Origin of the sequence: Lysinibacillus sp. NPDC097162, from assembly GCF_044762185.1 — a bacterium.
Classification (GTDB): Bacteria; Bacillota; Bacilli; order Bacillales_A; family Planococcaceae; genus Lysinibacillus.
This window is the reverse complement of sequence record NZ_JBIWDT010000001.1, coordinates 454,854-469,375: the sequence shown is the minus strand read 5'-3', so window position 1 is coordinate 469,375 and position 14,522 is coordinate 454,854. Positions and strand designations below refer to the sequence as shown.

Annotated in this window: 16 protein-coding genes and 1 riboswitch; of the genes, 5 read left to right on the top strand and 11 right to left on the bottom strand. The window is 39.4% G+C overall.

What is annotated here, in order from left to right; all coding sequences use genetic code 11:
- Nucleotides 1-7: 7 nt before the first annotated feature.
- The 8 genes from spoIIAB to ACIQXW_RS02180 form a co-directional block, all read right to left on the bottom strand.
- Nucleotides 8-448 (bottom strand): anti-sigma F factor, encoded by a 441-nt coding sequence (spoIIAB, locus tag ACIQXW_RS02215; protein WP_340825539.1) that lies wholly within the window; start codon nucleotides 446-448, stop codon nucleotides 8-10.
- The gene (gene spoIIAA, locus ACIQXW_RS02210) at nucleotides 441-794 is read right to left on the bottom strand and encodes an anti-sigma F factor antagonist (protein WP_024361503.1); all 354 of its coding nucleotides are present in this window, start codon (nucleotides 792-794) and stop codon (nucleotides 441-443) included. Before spoIIAA ends, spoIIAB begins: the two co-directional genes overlap by 8 nt.
- Before the next feature lie 430 nt (nucleotides 795-1,224).
- A complete protein-coding gene (locus ACIQXW_RS02205; protein WP_340825540.1) occupies nucleotides 1,225-2,475 on the bottom strand; it encodes a thymidine phosphorylase in 1,251 nt (416 codons plus the stop codon).
- Nucleotides 2,476-2,488: 13 nt separating this feature from the next.
- Nucleotides 2,489-3,670, bottom strand: coding sequence for a phosphopentomutase (gene deoB / locus ACIQXW_RS02200; RefSeq protein ID WP_402759631.1), 1,182 nt, complete (start codon nucleotides 3,668-3,670; stop codon nucleotides 2,489-2,491).
- 133 nt (nucleotides 3,671-3,803) lie between these two features.
- Nucleotides 3,804-4,706: a site-specific tyrosine recombinase XerD gene (xerD, locus tag ACIQXW_RS02195; RefSeq protein ID WP_340825542.1), complete on the bottom strand. Its 903-nt coding sequence runs from the start codon at nucleotides 4,704-4,706 to the stop codon at nucleotides 3,804-3,806.
- A gap of 175 nt (nucleotides 4,707-4,881) precedes the next feature.
- Nucleotides 4,882-5,346: a ferric iron uptake transcriptional regulator gene (gene fur, locus ACIQXW_RS02190; RefSeq protein WP_340825543.1), complete on the bottom strand. Its 465-nt coding sequence runs from the start codon at nucleotides 5,344-5,346 to the stop codon at nucleotides 4,882-4,884.
- A gap of 99 nt (nucleotides 5,347-5,445) precedes the next feature.
- Nucleotides 5,446-5,958 carry a hypothetical protein gene (locus ACIQXW_RS02185; protein WP_340825544.1) on the bottom strand — a complete coding sequence of 171 codons (513 nt, stop codon included), beginning with the start codon at nucleotides 5,956-5,958 and terminating at the stop codon, nucleotides 5,446-5,448.
- A 65-nt stretch (nucleotides 5,959-6,023) separates the two neighbouring features.
- On the bottom strand, nucleotides 6,024-6,569 hold the full coding sequence (locus ACIQXW_RS02180) for an NUDIX domain-containing protein (protein WP_402759629.1): 546 nt from the start codon (nucleotides 6,567-6,569) through the stop codon (nucleotides 6,024-6,026).
- A 76-nt stretch (nucleotides 6,570-6,645) separates the two neighbouring features.
- Here ACIQXW_RS02180 and ACIQXW_RS02175 point away from each other — a divergent pair, with 76 nt between their 5' ends.
- Both ACIQXW_RS02175 and ACIQXW_RS02170 read left to right on the top strand, forming a co-directional pair.
- Entirely contained in the window at nucleotides 6,646-7,545 is a 900-nt protein-coding gene (locus ACIQXW_RS02175; RefSeq protein ID WP_402759627.1) for an aldo/keto reductase, read from the top strand.
- On the top strand, nucleotides 7,542-8,006 hold the full coding sequence (locus ACIQXW_RS02170) for a VanZ family protein (protein WP_402759626.1): 465 nt from the start codon (nucleotides 7,542-7,544) through the stop codon (nucleotides 8,004-8,006). The genes ACIQXW_RS02175 and ACIQXW_RS02170 overlap by 4 nt, the downstream gene beginning before the upstream one ends.
- A gap of 138 nt (nucleotides 8,007-8,144) precedes the next feature.
- Here ACIQXW_RS02170 and ACIQXW_RS02165 read toward each other — a convergent pair whose 3' ends face one another.
- A complete protein-coding gene (locus tag ACIQXW_RS02165) occupies nucleotides 8,145-8,414 on the bottom strand; it encodes a YqkE family protein (RefSeq protein WP_340825550.1) in 270 nt (89 codons plus the stop codon).
- A gap of 22 nt (nucleotides 8,415-8,436) precedes the next feature.
- Nucleotides 8,437-9,621 (bottom strand): acetyl-CoA C-acetyltransferase, encoded by a 1,185-nt coding sequence (locus ACIQXW_RS02160; protein WP_402759624.1) that lies wholly within the window; start codon nucleotides 9,619-9,621, stop codon nucleotides 8,437-8,439.
- A gap of 259 nt (nucleotides 9,622-9,880) precedes the next feature.
- Between ACIQXW_RS02160 and ACIQXW_RS02155 the strand changes: the two genes are divergently transcribed.
- The gene (locus ACIQXW_RS02155; RefSeq protein WP_401018981.1) at nucleotides 9,881-10,852 is read left to right on the top strand and encodes an alpha/beta hydrolase; all 972 of its coding nucleotides are present in this window, start codon (nucleotides 9,881-9,883) and stop codon (nucleotides 10,850-10,852) included.
- Between the two features lie 67 nt (nucleotides 10,853-10,919).
- Here the strand turns inward: ACIQXW_RS02155 and ACIQXW_RS02150 are convergent, their stop codons facing one another.
- Nucleotides 10,920-11,390 (bottom strand): S-ribosylhomocysteine lyase, encoded by a 471-nt coding sequence (locus ACIQXW_RS02150; protein WP_340825553.1) that lies wholly within the window; start codon nucleotides 11,388-11,390, stop codon nucleotides 10,920-10,922.
- A gap of 293 nt (nucleotides 11,391-11,683) precedes the next feature.
- A riboswitch (cyclic di-AMP (ydaO/yuaA leader) is annotated at nucleotides 11,684-11,830 on the top strand.
- A 235-nt stretch (nucleotides 11,831-12,065) separates the two neighbouring features.
- On the opposite strand from ACIQXW_RS02150, the gene ACIQXW_RS02145 reads away from it, so the two are divergent.
- Both ACIQXW_RS02145 and ACIQXW_RS02140 read left to right on the top strand, forming a co-directional pair.
- The gene (locus tag ACIQXW_RS02145; RefSeq protein ID WP_401018982.1) at nucleotides 12,066-13,334 is read left to right on the top strand and encodes an MFS transporter; all 1,269 of its coding nucleotides are present in this window, start codon (nucleotides 12,066-12,068) and stop codon (nucleotides 13,332-13,334) included.
- Between the two features lie 14 nt (nucleotides 13,335-13,348).
- Nucleotides 13,349-14,521, top strand: a complete 1,173-nt coding sequence (locus ACIQXW_RS02140) for a M20 metallopeptidase family protein (protein WP_402759622.1) — start codon at nucleotides 13,349-13,351, stop codon at nucleotides 14,519-14,521.
- Nucleotide 14,522 lies beyond the last annotated feature (1 nt).

Genomic DNA, 14,522 nt, shown 5'->3' with positions numbered 1-14,522 from the left:
AGCAACCTCACATTACCGCCGTGCGAACCGAGTAAAATTTTTTCGTAAACGTTACTGTTGTACCTTGTTGCCATTTAGACATTACTGTCAGTTGATCTGAAAAGCTATCCATAATTGTAAAGCCCATTCCGGAACGTTCCATTGCACTTTTCGTTGTAAACAAAGGTTCCATTGCTTGACTCACATCTGCAATACCAACCCCGTTATCCATTACAGATACGGTTACAATATCATCTTCGCGCTTTGCATGAACTGTAACAACACCTTTGCCATCCTCTTCGTAACCGTGGATAATGGCATTGGAAACAGCTTCCGAGACAACTGTTTTAAATTCTGATAGTTCATCAATTGTTGGGTCTAATTGTGCGATAAAGCCCGTAATAGCCACACGTGCCAAAGCTTCATTTTCGCTAATTGCTAAAAAAGTTAATGTCATTTCGTTATCCATTTACAATCCCCCTAACTCGATCAATCGCTTCTTCCTCTGTTGCATCCATCATCCACGGACCTAAACCTGAAAATTGAAATACTTTTCGCATTGTCGGCGATGGATTCAATAAAATTGTTCTTCCAGCCACTGCCTCTAATTCACGCATTCGACCAAGCACAAGGCCTACACCCGAACTATCCATAAACGATAGTCGCTCGAAATTCCAAATGATGGTCGTTACAGCGCCTTGAAAAATTGCTGTAGAAATTTTAGCCCGAATTTGCTCAACTGCATGATGATCGAGCTCACCAAATAAACGTATAACCACTGTCTCTCTCGTTACCATTTCTAATTGAAAATGCATGAACATCGCCTCCTCCTCGTGCAATTCCACATTCCATATGACAAATCCTTGCTGTTGACATAACTAGTGCCAAGTCCCTCGAAATAGTGTAAAATCGACATTCTTATTGCTTTTAGGTTAAGTGCAGTATGGGATAATTAAGTAAGTTTTAAACGTGGTCTACATTTTTTGTAAGTGTAACTACGTAGGAGGCTTTTATATGTAGGTAATTGGTAAAATAGTTGCCGAACAACAAAAGAAAAAAGTGTTAGATTGACTGCAGTCAATCTAACACTTTTTTGCAATGTCGTTGATGTTTACTAAGGAGGACGCTTTCCACGGGCACACTGTAAGCCACAACCGTCGCTATCGCGTCACAAGTTGCATCTTGCATGCCTCCCGCAGAAGTATACGCCTCCGCTACCATCAACTAGCGTATTCTATTTTTTATTTATGCAATTGTATAAGCTTGCTGTACTTTATCGACTGTTTCCTCATTGATTTCACTGTTTGAATACAGATAAGCAATCGTTTCACCAGCCGTTACACGGTCACCTTTTTTTGCGACTAGTTGAATACCCGCATCATAATCTAGTGCGGATTCCTTCGTTAAGCGACCTGCACCAAGACTAACGCTTGCCTCACCAATCATTAATGCATTGATAGACTCTACAACGCCTTCTGACGCTGCTGTTACCGCAATCTTATGAGCCGTATCATTTTGCACAATATCCGCTAAATCTCCGCCTTGTGCCACTATAAATTCCTCAAACTTAGCCGCTGCAGATCCGTCCTCTAACACTTTCTTAACTGCCGCTACTGCTGTTGCTTCATCCACTCCAGCTGCAATCTGATACATAAGTGAAGAAATAATGATGCACTCCTCAAATAAATCAGCGTGTGTCTCCTCTAAACGACCACTTAGTAAGGCATATGCCTCCACTACTTCAAGCTTATTACCAATCATTTTTCCGAGTGGATTATCCATATCACTAATATGTGCGACTACTTTACGTCCTAGTTTTTCACCAATCGCTGTCATCGCCTCAGCTAATTTTTTAGCTTCTTCTTCAGTTTTCATAAATGCGCCAGAACCACATTTGACATCTAACACAATGCCATCTGCGCCACTTGCAATTTTTTTACTCATAATAGACGCAGCAATTAACGGGATAGAATCGACAGTACCCGTTACATCACGCAATGCATAAAGTTTTTTGTCTGCTGGCACGAGATTACCCGTTTGACCAGCAACAGCAATTTTATGTTTATTGACATTATCAATAAATTCTTGTGAAGACAGCTCTGTTTTTAAGCCTCGAATCGATTCTAGTTTGTCAATTGTACCACCTGTAATACCAAGGCCTTTACCACTAAACTTCGCCACTGGAATGCCTAGTGAAGCAATAATCGGTGTTACGATTAACGTTACTTTGTCACCGACACCACCTGTTGAATGTTTATCAATTTTAAAGCCTTCGATCGAAGTTAAATCAATGACATCTCCTGATTCAATCATTGCCTTCGTTAAATAAAAAGTTTCTTCATCTGTCATGCCAATTAAGCGAATGGCCATTAGCAAAGAGCTTGCCTGATAATCTGGAATAGAACCTGTTGTATAGCCTTCAACAAAGTATTGAATTTCTGCCTGTGAAAGCTCCTTACCTTGTTTTTTCTTTTCAAATAGTTGCACCATATTCATGGAAAATTCCTCCTTATTTTAAATCATTTAAGAAACTTTTACCGAATGGTGGTGCTTCTACATTGAAGTTTTCAGCGACAGTTGCGGCAATATCTGCAAAAGTCTCACGTAGAGCTAGCTCGCTACCACCTTTAAAACGTGGTGAATAGATAATTAGTGGTACGTATTCACGTGTATGATCTGTGCCAGGGAATGTCGGATCATTTCCGTGGTCAGCTGTAATCATAAGTAAGTCATCTTCTGTCATTGCCTCTAAAATTTCAGGAAGGCGTGCATCAAATTCTTGTAGGGCATTGCCATAGCCAAGTGGATCACGACGATGTCCAAAATTCGCATCAAAATCTACTAAATTTAAGAAGCTTATCCCGTGGAAATCACGTCGTGCAACCTCTGCAAATTGGTCCATGCCGTCCATATTATTTTTTGTACGAACTGCATCAGTAACCCCTTCACCATTGAAAATATCTGAAATTTTACCGATAGCGATTACATCTAATCCTGCATCCATTAATGCATTCATCGTTGTGCGACCAAATGGCTTTAACGCATAATCATGACGATTTGGCGTACGCGTAAAGTTACCTGGTGTACCGATAAATGGTCGTGCTATAACGCGTCCTACTAAGTACTCTGGCTGCAATGTTAATTCACGTGCAATTTCGCAAATTTTATAAAGTTCTTCAAGTGGAATGATTTCTTCATGTGCAGCAATTTGTAATACAGGATCAGCAGATGTGTAGACAATGATTGCCCCTGTGTCCATATGTTCTTGCCCAAAATCATCAATCACTTGTGTGCCACTTGCTGGCTTATTACATAGCACTTTTCGGCCTGTACGTTGTTCAAGCTCCGCAATAAGTTCAGCAGGGAATCCTTCTGGGTACACTTTAAATGGTTTATCAATATTAAGTCCCATAATCTCCCAGTGACCTGTCATTGTGTCTTTCCCAACAGATGCTTCCTGCATTTTACCGTAGTATGCTTTTGGCGCATCCACTGCTTGCATTCCTTGAAGCGGCTCAATATTTGCTAAGCCAAACGATTCCATAACGGGCATTGTAAGCCCATTCATTTTTTCAGCGATATGGCCTAATGTATGTGCGCCTACATCTCCGAATTTAGCTGCGTCTGGTGCCTCACCAATCCCAACTGAATCCATTACAACGACATGGATTTTTTTAAATGGTTTATTCATAATTGTTGCCTCCTAATCTCACGACTCCATTTTACCAAAAACAAGCTAAAGGATAAAGGTCAGACATCCGACTAAGGTAAATATTTATTCTTTTATACGAAAAGAGACTCGATCCATCGCTTATTTTTCTATGTTAAGCACGTGGATGGTACTGCTTATATACCTCAGAAAGTCTCGTTTTACTAATATGCGTATAAATTTGGGTTGTAGAAATATCTGCATGACCTAGCATCTCCTGCACTGCACGTAAATCAGCTCCATTCTCTACTAAATGGGTAGCAAACGAATGGCGTAAAGTATGCGGTGTAAGCTCATGCTGGATGCCTGCCTTTAATGCGTGCTCCTTCATTAATTTCCAACAACCTTGTCTAGTTAAACGTTTTCCACGTTGATTTATAAAAAATGCATCTGTTTTTGGATATTTCCCTTGTAATGTTCCTCTTGCGCCATCTAAATAAACACTCAAAGCAGAAAGGGCGCTTTTTCCTAGTGGAATGATGCGTTCTTTGCCGCCCTTTCCAAATACACGTACAAAGCCCATTGTCAGATGAATATCAGCTAAATCAAGTGCAATCAGCTCACTAATACGCATACCAGAGCCATATAGCAGCTCTAGCATCGCCACATCACGAATACCTTGCGGCTTACTGCGGTTCGGCGCTGTCAGTAAAGCTTCTATTTCTTCTATGGAAAGGATATTCGGAAGTTTTTGTTCAATCGTTGGCATTTCTAAATGGACTGTTGGATCTGATTCTGTTCGCTTTTCTCGAAGTAAAAATTGGTGGAAACTACGAATCGATGAAATATGGCGCGCAACAGTACGGCTTGTCTTCCCTTGCATACGCAGTTGTTCTAAATGACGTAATATAGTTGTCCGTTCAACATGCCGAAAATCAGTCATCCCTTCAGCTTCTTGCAAAAAATGTACATAGTTTTCTAAGTCTCGGCGATAGGATGCTAATGTATTAACGGATAATTGCCGCTCTACCTGGATAAAATGGATATAATCCTCTATTGCATATTGAAATTCATTCATCACAACGCCCCCTCACTGTCAATTATTCTCTATTTTAGCACGCCTATAAAAAAAGTGCGAAAGGGCTCACTTCAATCGAATTGACTAGTTTAATAGAAAGTCCAAGCATACAAGTGAAAAAACAAAAAACTGCCTAATGCAATCTATACGTAAGATTTCATCAGACAGTTTTTCGTTATTGTTCTTCATTCGTTTCGTCGGTTTTATCATGACAACGCCAGCAAATACCGTGGAAAGTTAGTCGGTGATCTTTTATAATAAAGTTCCAACGTTTCTCAACAACGGCTTCCACATCCTCAAGTAAATCTTCTTGAATTTCATCTACAGCACCGCACTCGATACAAACTAGATGATGGTGGAAATGTGCAGCTCCTTCTTGGCGCAAATCATAGCGTGATACGCCATCGCCAAAGTTGATTTTGTCGACGATTTTAAGCTCTGTTAGTAATTCTAATGTTCTATAAACAGTAGCCAGACCTATTTCAGGTGCCTTATCTTTTACTAAAAGATAGACATCCTCTGCACTTAAGTGGTCCTCTTCGTGCTCTAGCAAAACAGCAACTGTTGCTTCTCGCTGCGGCGTCAGCTTATAACTAGCACTATGCAACTGTTTTTTAATACGATCAATACGGCTTTCCATGTGACGCCCCCCTAAACTCATTTCATTATACCAAAGGAGTAAATCCTATTACAAGATAGTGAGTAGATTTCAAATGCATTTATGCTTTTAGCTGTTTCTTCACTTGAGTACATACGATATTACAATAAACTCAGCAACTATTATGATGAAAAAAGCGATAAAATTCAACAAAATTGTCCGTCCATTCATCTTTTTCCCGATTTTTCGCTTCGACCAGGCGGGTACAAGTAAATTACATAATACTAGCAACAATATACAATAGATAAGCTGAAATGGAAACCACCAAATCGTATATAGCCAAAACGCCTCAAGTTTTTGCAGTAAAAATACGGAGCTAAATCCAAAAAAAGTTGCGCGCATCGCGACTGTAACACGTACTAAAACTTTCAAGACACTATGTGTAGCAAGTAACAATACAATTCCGACTGAAGCGGCGACAGGTAGCACTAAACGAAAAATAGATTGCCTGTCCACATCTGCTAAACGAGGTTCTATAAATAAAATAAAAGGCTCTGCATTCGCCCCTCCAATAATATGAAAGCAGATGACGCCACAAACGAAGCTCACTGCAACAATTGATGCGTGATAAAATAGAGAAACCGTACGAGACATTAGCATGCTCCTTTTCTATCAAGGTTTGTACAGCTTATGCTCGTCCGCTTCTATTATGCTAAACTTTATTTATCTTGTTGCAATGCAAACCAAAGTACGGCAAACGCTGTCTTAGCGTCATATATACGCCCATCAGCGACCATCGCTTGTGCCTCTTCCAACGAAACTTCTAGTAATTCGACAAATTCATCTTCATCTAGTTCTGCGCTATTTTCAATCTGATATAAATCTGTTCCTACAAATAGATGAATCACTTCATCTGCAAAGCCTGGTGAAGTGGCAAACGCTTGTAAATACTCTAATTGATGTGCACCATAGCCTGTCTCTTCTTCTAGTTCTCGACGAGCAGTATAGATCGGTTCTTCACCTATTTCAAGTTTACCAGCAGGAATTTCTACAATAGAACGCTCAAGCGCTTTACGATATTGCTCAACCATAACGAGCTTGCCTTCGTTGGTAATGGCAATGATTGCTACCGCACCTGGATGCTTAATAATTTCACGCTTTGCCGACTTGCCATTTGGTAATGTGACATCATCGACCTGTAACTTAACGATTTTTCCATCATAAATTGATGTCGTTTGTGTCGTTTTTTCTTCAAACTTTTTCATTGCCCATAACCTCGCTTGTTCTTCAGATATGTTCATTGTACCATTACAAGTAGAGAAATCGAAGGAGGGCATTCGTATGAAAAAAAGACAGCTCGGCTCAAGTAATTTATTTATTTCAGAAATCAGCTTAGGAGGTATGTCTCTTTCGACAAACAAAAATAATGCAGCAGCCATTATCGATATGGCACTAGATGCTGGCATTAATTACATTGACACAGCAGATTTATATGATTTTGGTGCCAACGAACAAATTATTGGTACCGTTTTGGGCAAACGTCGACAAGATATGATCGTCGCAACTAAAGTAGGCAATCGTTGGTCACAAGGTGTGGACGGCTGGCATTGGGATGCCTCCCCTACATATATTAAAGAGGCCGTGCATCAAAGCCTGAAAAGACTAGGTACAGATTACATTGATGTCTATCAACTTCATGGTGGTACGATAGAGGACGATTGGGATGGCATTATTGATACATTTGAAAACTTGAAAAAAGACGGTGTAATTCGAGAATATGGCATTTCCTCGATTCGACCTAATGTACTAAAACGTTTTTTACCAGCTAGCTCTGCAAAAAGTGTCATGATGCAATATAGTGCGTTAGATCGTCGCCCCGAAGAATGGCTAGATTTTATTGCCAGTGAAGGTGCTTCGGTAGTAACACGCGGCACCGTTGCAAAGGGCTTATTAACAAATACTTGGAAAGAGCGCTTGCAACGTGTTAACGGTTATCAAACCTATACACTAGATGAATTAACCATGACATTAACAGACTTAGCAAAACACTATGAAGATTTACATGCATTAGGGCTTGCCTTTAATTTGAAGGAACCTATTATTGCTTCAACTGTGATTGGTGCTAGTTCACAGGAACAACTTGCCCAAACACTTACAGCCTACGAAAAAGTCAATTCCATTACTAACTTTGACGTAGCTAACACACTAACAAAAGCAGAACAATACGCAGACCACCGATGAAAAAATGGCTAATTTTACTGCTCCTTTTAGTTATTCTCGCCATTTCCTCTAGCATGAGCTACGAACAACAGTCTATTATTCCTGAGCTTGAGGAACTTTTGGTCAATAAACCTTTTGAAGCACAACTGTCAGTATTAAAAATTCCATATTGGGATACAGTCGTGTCTGTTGAGGAGCGGGGCTACTTTGAATTTGTAGAATTTCTAATTCGAAAGTTTACGCATTTTATAGGTTTTGGATGTATTGCACTCGGAGTCTACTTTGCATGGGGAAAACGGCGTTTTGGCGCGGGCGTCGCCATTGCCCTTACGGCAGTGATTGCGATGCTAGATGAATTCCGCCAAAGCTTTACACCTGGACGAACAATGAACGGGCAAGATGTTTTAGTAGATACAGCTGGTGCTATTGTTTTTATTAGCATCGCCTTAGCCGTGAAGAAAATACGGATGTTTAGAAAATAAATATTTATCGTATATAAGCAAGGGATTTCTATCGGCGATTCTCACGAGTCTACCGGCGATTCCAGGCACTCTATCGGCGATTAACAAAAAAAACAGTGAATCTCTCATACGAGATTCACTGTTTTTACTAATCTAAGACTAAAACTTAGAGCCTTTATCACCGTACTCGTTTAATAATTCTTCAAACGATTTGTTTTTCTCACGCTGCTTGCGCTCAAAGGCTAGCTGTGCTTGACGCTCTTCCTCTGCCGCCTGCTCTTTCGCTGATAAATCTTGTTTTGCAGCTTTTAACTTCGCTAACACATCGCCACCAAGCTGGTCGGCTAATGTCACAGCTTCTTGCTTTGGTAAACTAGCTGTGAAACTATCATCTACACGCTGCTGTTGTTGTTTTCGTTTTTTTCCCATTACTTTCACCTTCTTACTAACATTAAGGGCGTTGAACAACTGTTGCTACACCTTGTCCACCACCGATACATAATGTGGCAAGGCCCGTTTTTGCATCACGCTTCTCCATCTCATGTAGAAGTGTGACTAAAATTCGCGCCCCGCTTGCACCAATTGGGTGACCAAGAGCAATTGCTCCCCCGTTTACATTTAGTTTATCATGATTGAAGCTTAGTTCGCGATCTACAGCAATTGATTGTGCCGCAAACGCTTCATTCGCTTCAATTAAATCTACATCTACTAAAGATACATTCGCCTTTGCTAACGCTTTTTTCACCGCAGTTACTGGACCAGTCCCCATAATTGACGGATCTACGCCAGAGCTCGCATTTGCTGAAATTTGTGCCATTGGCTTAATCCCTAACTCTAACGCCTTCGCTTTTGACATCACGACAACTGCTGCTGCACCATCGTTAATACCAGAAGCGTTCGCTGCAGTTACTGAGCCGTCCTTTTTAAATGCAGGGCGCAGCTTTGATAAGGATTCCGCTGTAACACCTGCACGTGGAAACTCATCTTGATTAAAAATAATTGCATCGCCTTTTCGTTGAGGAATTTCCACAGCAACGATTTCATCATTAAATTTACCAGCAGCAATAGCCGCTTCTGCACGTTGTTGTGAACGTGCTGCGAAAGTATCTTGCTCCTCACGTGTAATTTCATACGCATCACATAAATTTTCTGCAGTAATGCCCATATGATAATCATTAAATGCACACCATAAACCATCATGAATCATCGTATCCACGACTTTTTGATCTCCCATGCGGAAGCCTTCACGTGCATTTTTTAATACATACGGTGCTTGGCTCATATTTTCAAAGCCACCAGCTACAATGATGTCAGCATCGCCTGCTACAATTGCCTGTGCTGCTAAATGCACTGCTTTTAAGCCTGAGCCACATACTTTATTAATTGTTAAAGCAGGCACTGTATTTGGTAATCCCGCTGCAATCGATGCTTGACGAGCCGGATTTTGTCCTAGTCCAGCCGATAAAACATTCCCCATGATGACTTCATCGACTTGCTCACCTGCTACGCCTGCGCGCGCTAATGCTTCTTTAATAACGATACTTCCAAGAGTTGTTGCCGGCACATCCTTTAATGTTCCTTGGAATGAACCGATTGCAGTACGCACGGCACTAACAATCACTACCTCGTTTGTCATAATCATTCTCCCCTTTTCCCCGTTCAAAAATCAACACTGCATGCATATGCTACTAGCAGATAACTATATTTTAACAAATATTTTGACGATTTTCGATAACGGAAATAATCGCAGTATTTCAAAGGTTGTTGTAAAATGTTGTCGTGTTTTAAACAAATATAGTTGGGAACATTACAATTAAGAAACATGCATTTACCTTATGATAACTTAGGGACGAATGCCTAGACATACAAAGAAACAAGTCGTGGAGGTATTGAAGATGAAAAAGAAAATGCTTTTATTTTCAGGTATTACAACGACGCTCGCCGCTGCTGCAACGGGGCTGTTCGGCTTTGCGCTTTCTAATAAATTAATGTACATTCAGCAAAAAGACCCCGATTTTATTCGTGAACGCGAAACAACTGCCAAACGTTTTGACGAAGCTTGGTACAATAAAAATTTTAAATGCGAATTAAATATTGACTCTCCTAATGGCTACTCCATTCGCGGCATTATGTTCCAACCACTACAAACAAATAATACGATGATTATTTGCCATGGGGTTACAGAAAATAAAATCAACTCGGTCAAATATGCACGTCTTTTCGAACGACTAGGGTACAATGCCGTTATTTTTGACCATCGAAGACATGGGGAGTCAGGCGGCAAAACAACAAGCTATGGCTATTATGAAAAAAATGACTTAGATGCTGTTGTAAAAACCGTGAAAGCGATGATTGGTGACAATGCCATCCTCGGTATTCATGGAGAATCAATGGGTGCAGCTACAATGCTGTTGTATGCGGGAACGGTTGAAGATGGTGCCGATTTTTATATTGCTGATTGTGCCTTTTCAGATTTTTCAATGCTGCTTAAACAAATTGCAAAGACTGAATTTAAATATGGTTCTATCATTCCAATCCGTTTCGCTGATTTCTTTATACGACTACGTGATGGTTATTCATTTAAAAGTGTAACGCCCTCTGAAGCTGTCACACACATTGAAAAGCCAGTTCTCTTTATCCATAGTATTCCCGATACATTTATTCCAGCTTCCATGTCACTCGATTTATATAATAAAAAGACTGGACCGAAAAAGTTAAAACTTTTTGATAAAGGTGCACACGCTCAGTCCTTTAATGAAAATATGGCTGAATATGAAGATCTGATACATGACTTTTTAGAAAGTTTTATTTATCAAAAAATAAATCACGATTCTTCCTCATCCAATGTCATTCCTTTTCATCGTTAAATGAAAAACCTTGCAAGCAAAATGTCCATCTGACTTAAAGGACATTTTACAATTGCAAGGTTTTTTATTATTCTGCAAAAACGATATGCCATTCATCACGTTTTGCTAAAAATTCTTTTGCAAGTGCCTGTGCACCTTCAAGACTATGACTTGCTGCCCAGCCACATTGCACTTCATTACAAGCTGGTACTGCTGTTGCATTCGTGACATCTGTAAATGTTTTTTCTAGTATCGTTAGCAATTCATCATAATCATTATGATTAATCAACGATACATAAAAGCCTGTTTGACAACCCATTGGACTGAAATCGACAATATGGTCGGAATAATTGCGAATAATATCAGCCGATAAATGCTCTAAAGAATGGAGTGCTGGCATTTCCATATGCTCCTTATTAGGCTGTTTTAAGCGAATATCGTATTTATAGACTTCATCGCCACTTTTTCCTACTTTTACACCTGCTAAACGAACATAAGGTGCTTTAACTTTCGTATGGTCTAAATCAAAACTTTCCACATTTGTTTTTTCACGTTCCATTGCTAACAGCTCCTTTTCTTACAATACTAACTATTATAACCGGTTTTCTATGAAATGTGTAAATTTTTAAAATAGAATGATAATTTAACTGTATCCTACACAAATTTTTAAAATAATAACAGTCTAAATCTTTCCCCTTTTGAAAAAATATTTTCGCACTTTTTATTCCTGTTATGCTGATACCCTAATTAATAAAGGTTTTATCAAGTAAAAAAATTTTTCTTCTCATTTGTCAAAAAAATTTTCTGTATTTACTAACTTTTCTTGAAATAGTAGTATCATAGCAGTTTCAACTTTCTAGATCGCTGAAACCAATGGATGCGGGGGAACCAAATTTTTTGGATGAACATTCAATCCAAGGGGTGAATCCTTGTTAAGGTAGGGCTACTCAAAGGCCCGAATCCGTCAGCTAACCTCGTAAGCGTTAAATGAGAAGGAAGATGGAGCTTGTACTATTTGAAAATGATGTATCTACAAGTCTTAGGGCTTTAAACATACTTATGATCAATACAACCTCCAAAACTCCCCATCATTACTTTTTATTGAATTAGAAAGCGTGATGAAACGATCGTGGGTAACACCATTTATTATGTTAGAGATATTTGAAAACGGATTCAACACCACTTATCTCCATCGTATTGCCCTGATTATTAAGTGAAAACGGAGGAAACCAATATGACTACTCAACAAGGAAAAAAAGGCATCTTTTATGGATGGTGGATTGTAGTGGCATGCGTCATGATTATGACATTTTTGTATGCACCAATTATTAATTTAGTGTCACTTTATACTGTCCCTGTAACAGAAGATTTGGGAATTGGAAGAACTGAATTTATGACGTATTATACGATTATGGCTTTAGTATCAATGATTTTCTGTCCAATTGCAGGAAAAGTGATGAGGAAAATGGACATTCGTCTTTACTTGACGATATTTACAACACTAGGCACCATTTCATATGTAGGATTTTCATTTGCAACGACTGCGATGCACTTTTATTTATTCGCAGTGCTAATGGGGGCTTCATTAGCAGGAGCTGCTCTTATTCCTGCACCAGTATTAATAACAAATTGGTTTAACGAAAAGCGTGGATTATGTTTAGGGATCGCACTAGCAGGTAGTGGTCTTGGCGGTGTCATCCTTAGCCCTGTCCTAAACTGGCTTATTACAGATTATGGTTGGAGAAGTGCTTACCTCATTACGGGCATTTCAATGTTTGTGTTAATCGTACCTATGGCATTATTTGTTATTCGACTTAAACCTGCAGATAAAGGTCTTGTTCCGCTAGGTGAAATAAAAAATATAACGACTTCTTCACAAACAGTAGAAGGGCTTTCACAAAGGGAGGCATTTAGATCCGTATCATTTTGGGCACTTTGTGCGGCAATTGTTGTCGGTGGTATTGTCGTGAATGGTATGATCATTAACCTAGCACCTTATTTAAAGGATATTGGTGGCACACCTCAACACGCTGCAATATTGCTTTCTTTAGGTTCAGCAATGGTCATCGTCGGAAAGTTATTAGTCGGTCGCTTATACGATAAATTAGGTACCATCACAACATTACTTATTATTTGTGGCTCTGGTTTAGTAAGCTTTTTATTTTTGATGAGAGGCGACCTATTAATACCTGGTATCCTGTATACGATATTTACTGGATTTGGTGCGACGGCCGTTACAGTTACACCTGCTTACTTAACTTCATCACTATTTGGGGAAAAAGAATATAGCGCAAAATTCGGGATTGTCTCATTATTTTCATCACTAGGCGCTGCACTAACACCAATTGTTTCTGGCGCAATTTATAATATAAATCATTCCTATGGATTACTGTTAAATGTCTTAATTGTACTTTCAATCGTGTTATTTGGATTGTTTGTCATTGCCATTAAAACAAAACCTAAATTTAATACAACTTCAGATATGGAATATTCATTAGACTAGAGAGGTGTATTCATATGACTAAACATGAAACATTAATATTGGCGGAAAATTTTCAAGAAGAATTCATTCATCATCGCAGACATTTACACCAACATCCTGAAATTGGATTTGAACTACCGAATACAGTCGCATACGTTGAAAAAACATTACTTTCCATGGGCCTAACACCTCAAAAAGTAGGACAAGCAGGGCTAGTTGTAACGATTGGTAATGGCAATGGGAAAACAATTTTACTAAGAGGCGATATGGACGCATTACCAATGGAAGAAAACACGGATTTACCGTTTAAATCAACAAATGGATTTGCACATACTTGCGGCCATGACATCCATACGACGTTCATGCTCGGCGCAGCAAAGCTTTTAAAAGAGAAAGAAAAAGATATTCATGGTACTGTCAAAATTATGTTCCAGCCCGCCGAGGAAATGGGTCTTGGCGCAAAGGATATGATAGAAAATGGCTTACTCGAAAATCCAAAAGTTGATGCTGCCCTTGCCCTCCATGTCACTCCAGATTTAGAAGTAGGGAAATTTGGTTACAAACCTGGCATCGCCGCTTCATCATTAGATGGCTTCTTCCTAAAAGTGCAAGGCAAAGGCGGGCACAGTTCTGAGTCTCAAAATGCCATTGATCCTTTAATGATTGTCAATGCGATATACAATCAAATGAATACATTAGTCAGCAAAGAAATTGATCCTAAAGAAAGAGCCGTTCTCGTTATTGGTAAAATGGGTGGCGGCACAGTAGCAAATATAATTCCAGATACAGCACATTTAGAGGCTACACTACGCTCTTTCAAACCAGAAGTTAGGGATCATCTATTTAATAGAGTTCAAGAAATTATAAATGCGACAGTGAAAATGATACGTGGAACATATGAATTAAAGACTATCTCTACCCCATCACTTTATAATAATGAAACACTGTGCAAACAAGTCGTACCTTTTGTGAAAGAAATTTTAGGGGAAGACAATTTACAAATTGACGCTGAACCATTAGCAGGCACCGAAGATTTCTCTTACATTAGCCAACAAGTGCCAACAATGTTTATGTGGGCTGGCTCCAACGGATTAGGTGACAACAACTACCCACTACACAACCCAAATATTATGTTAGACGAAGGTGTTATTCCATTAGGGGTAGCGGTCGTTGTGCATAGTGCTATTAGTTGGTTAAATCAGGCTTAGC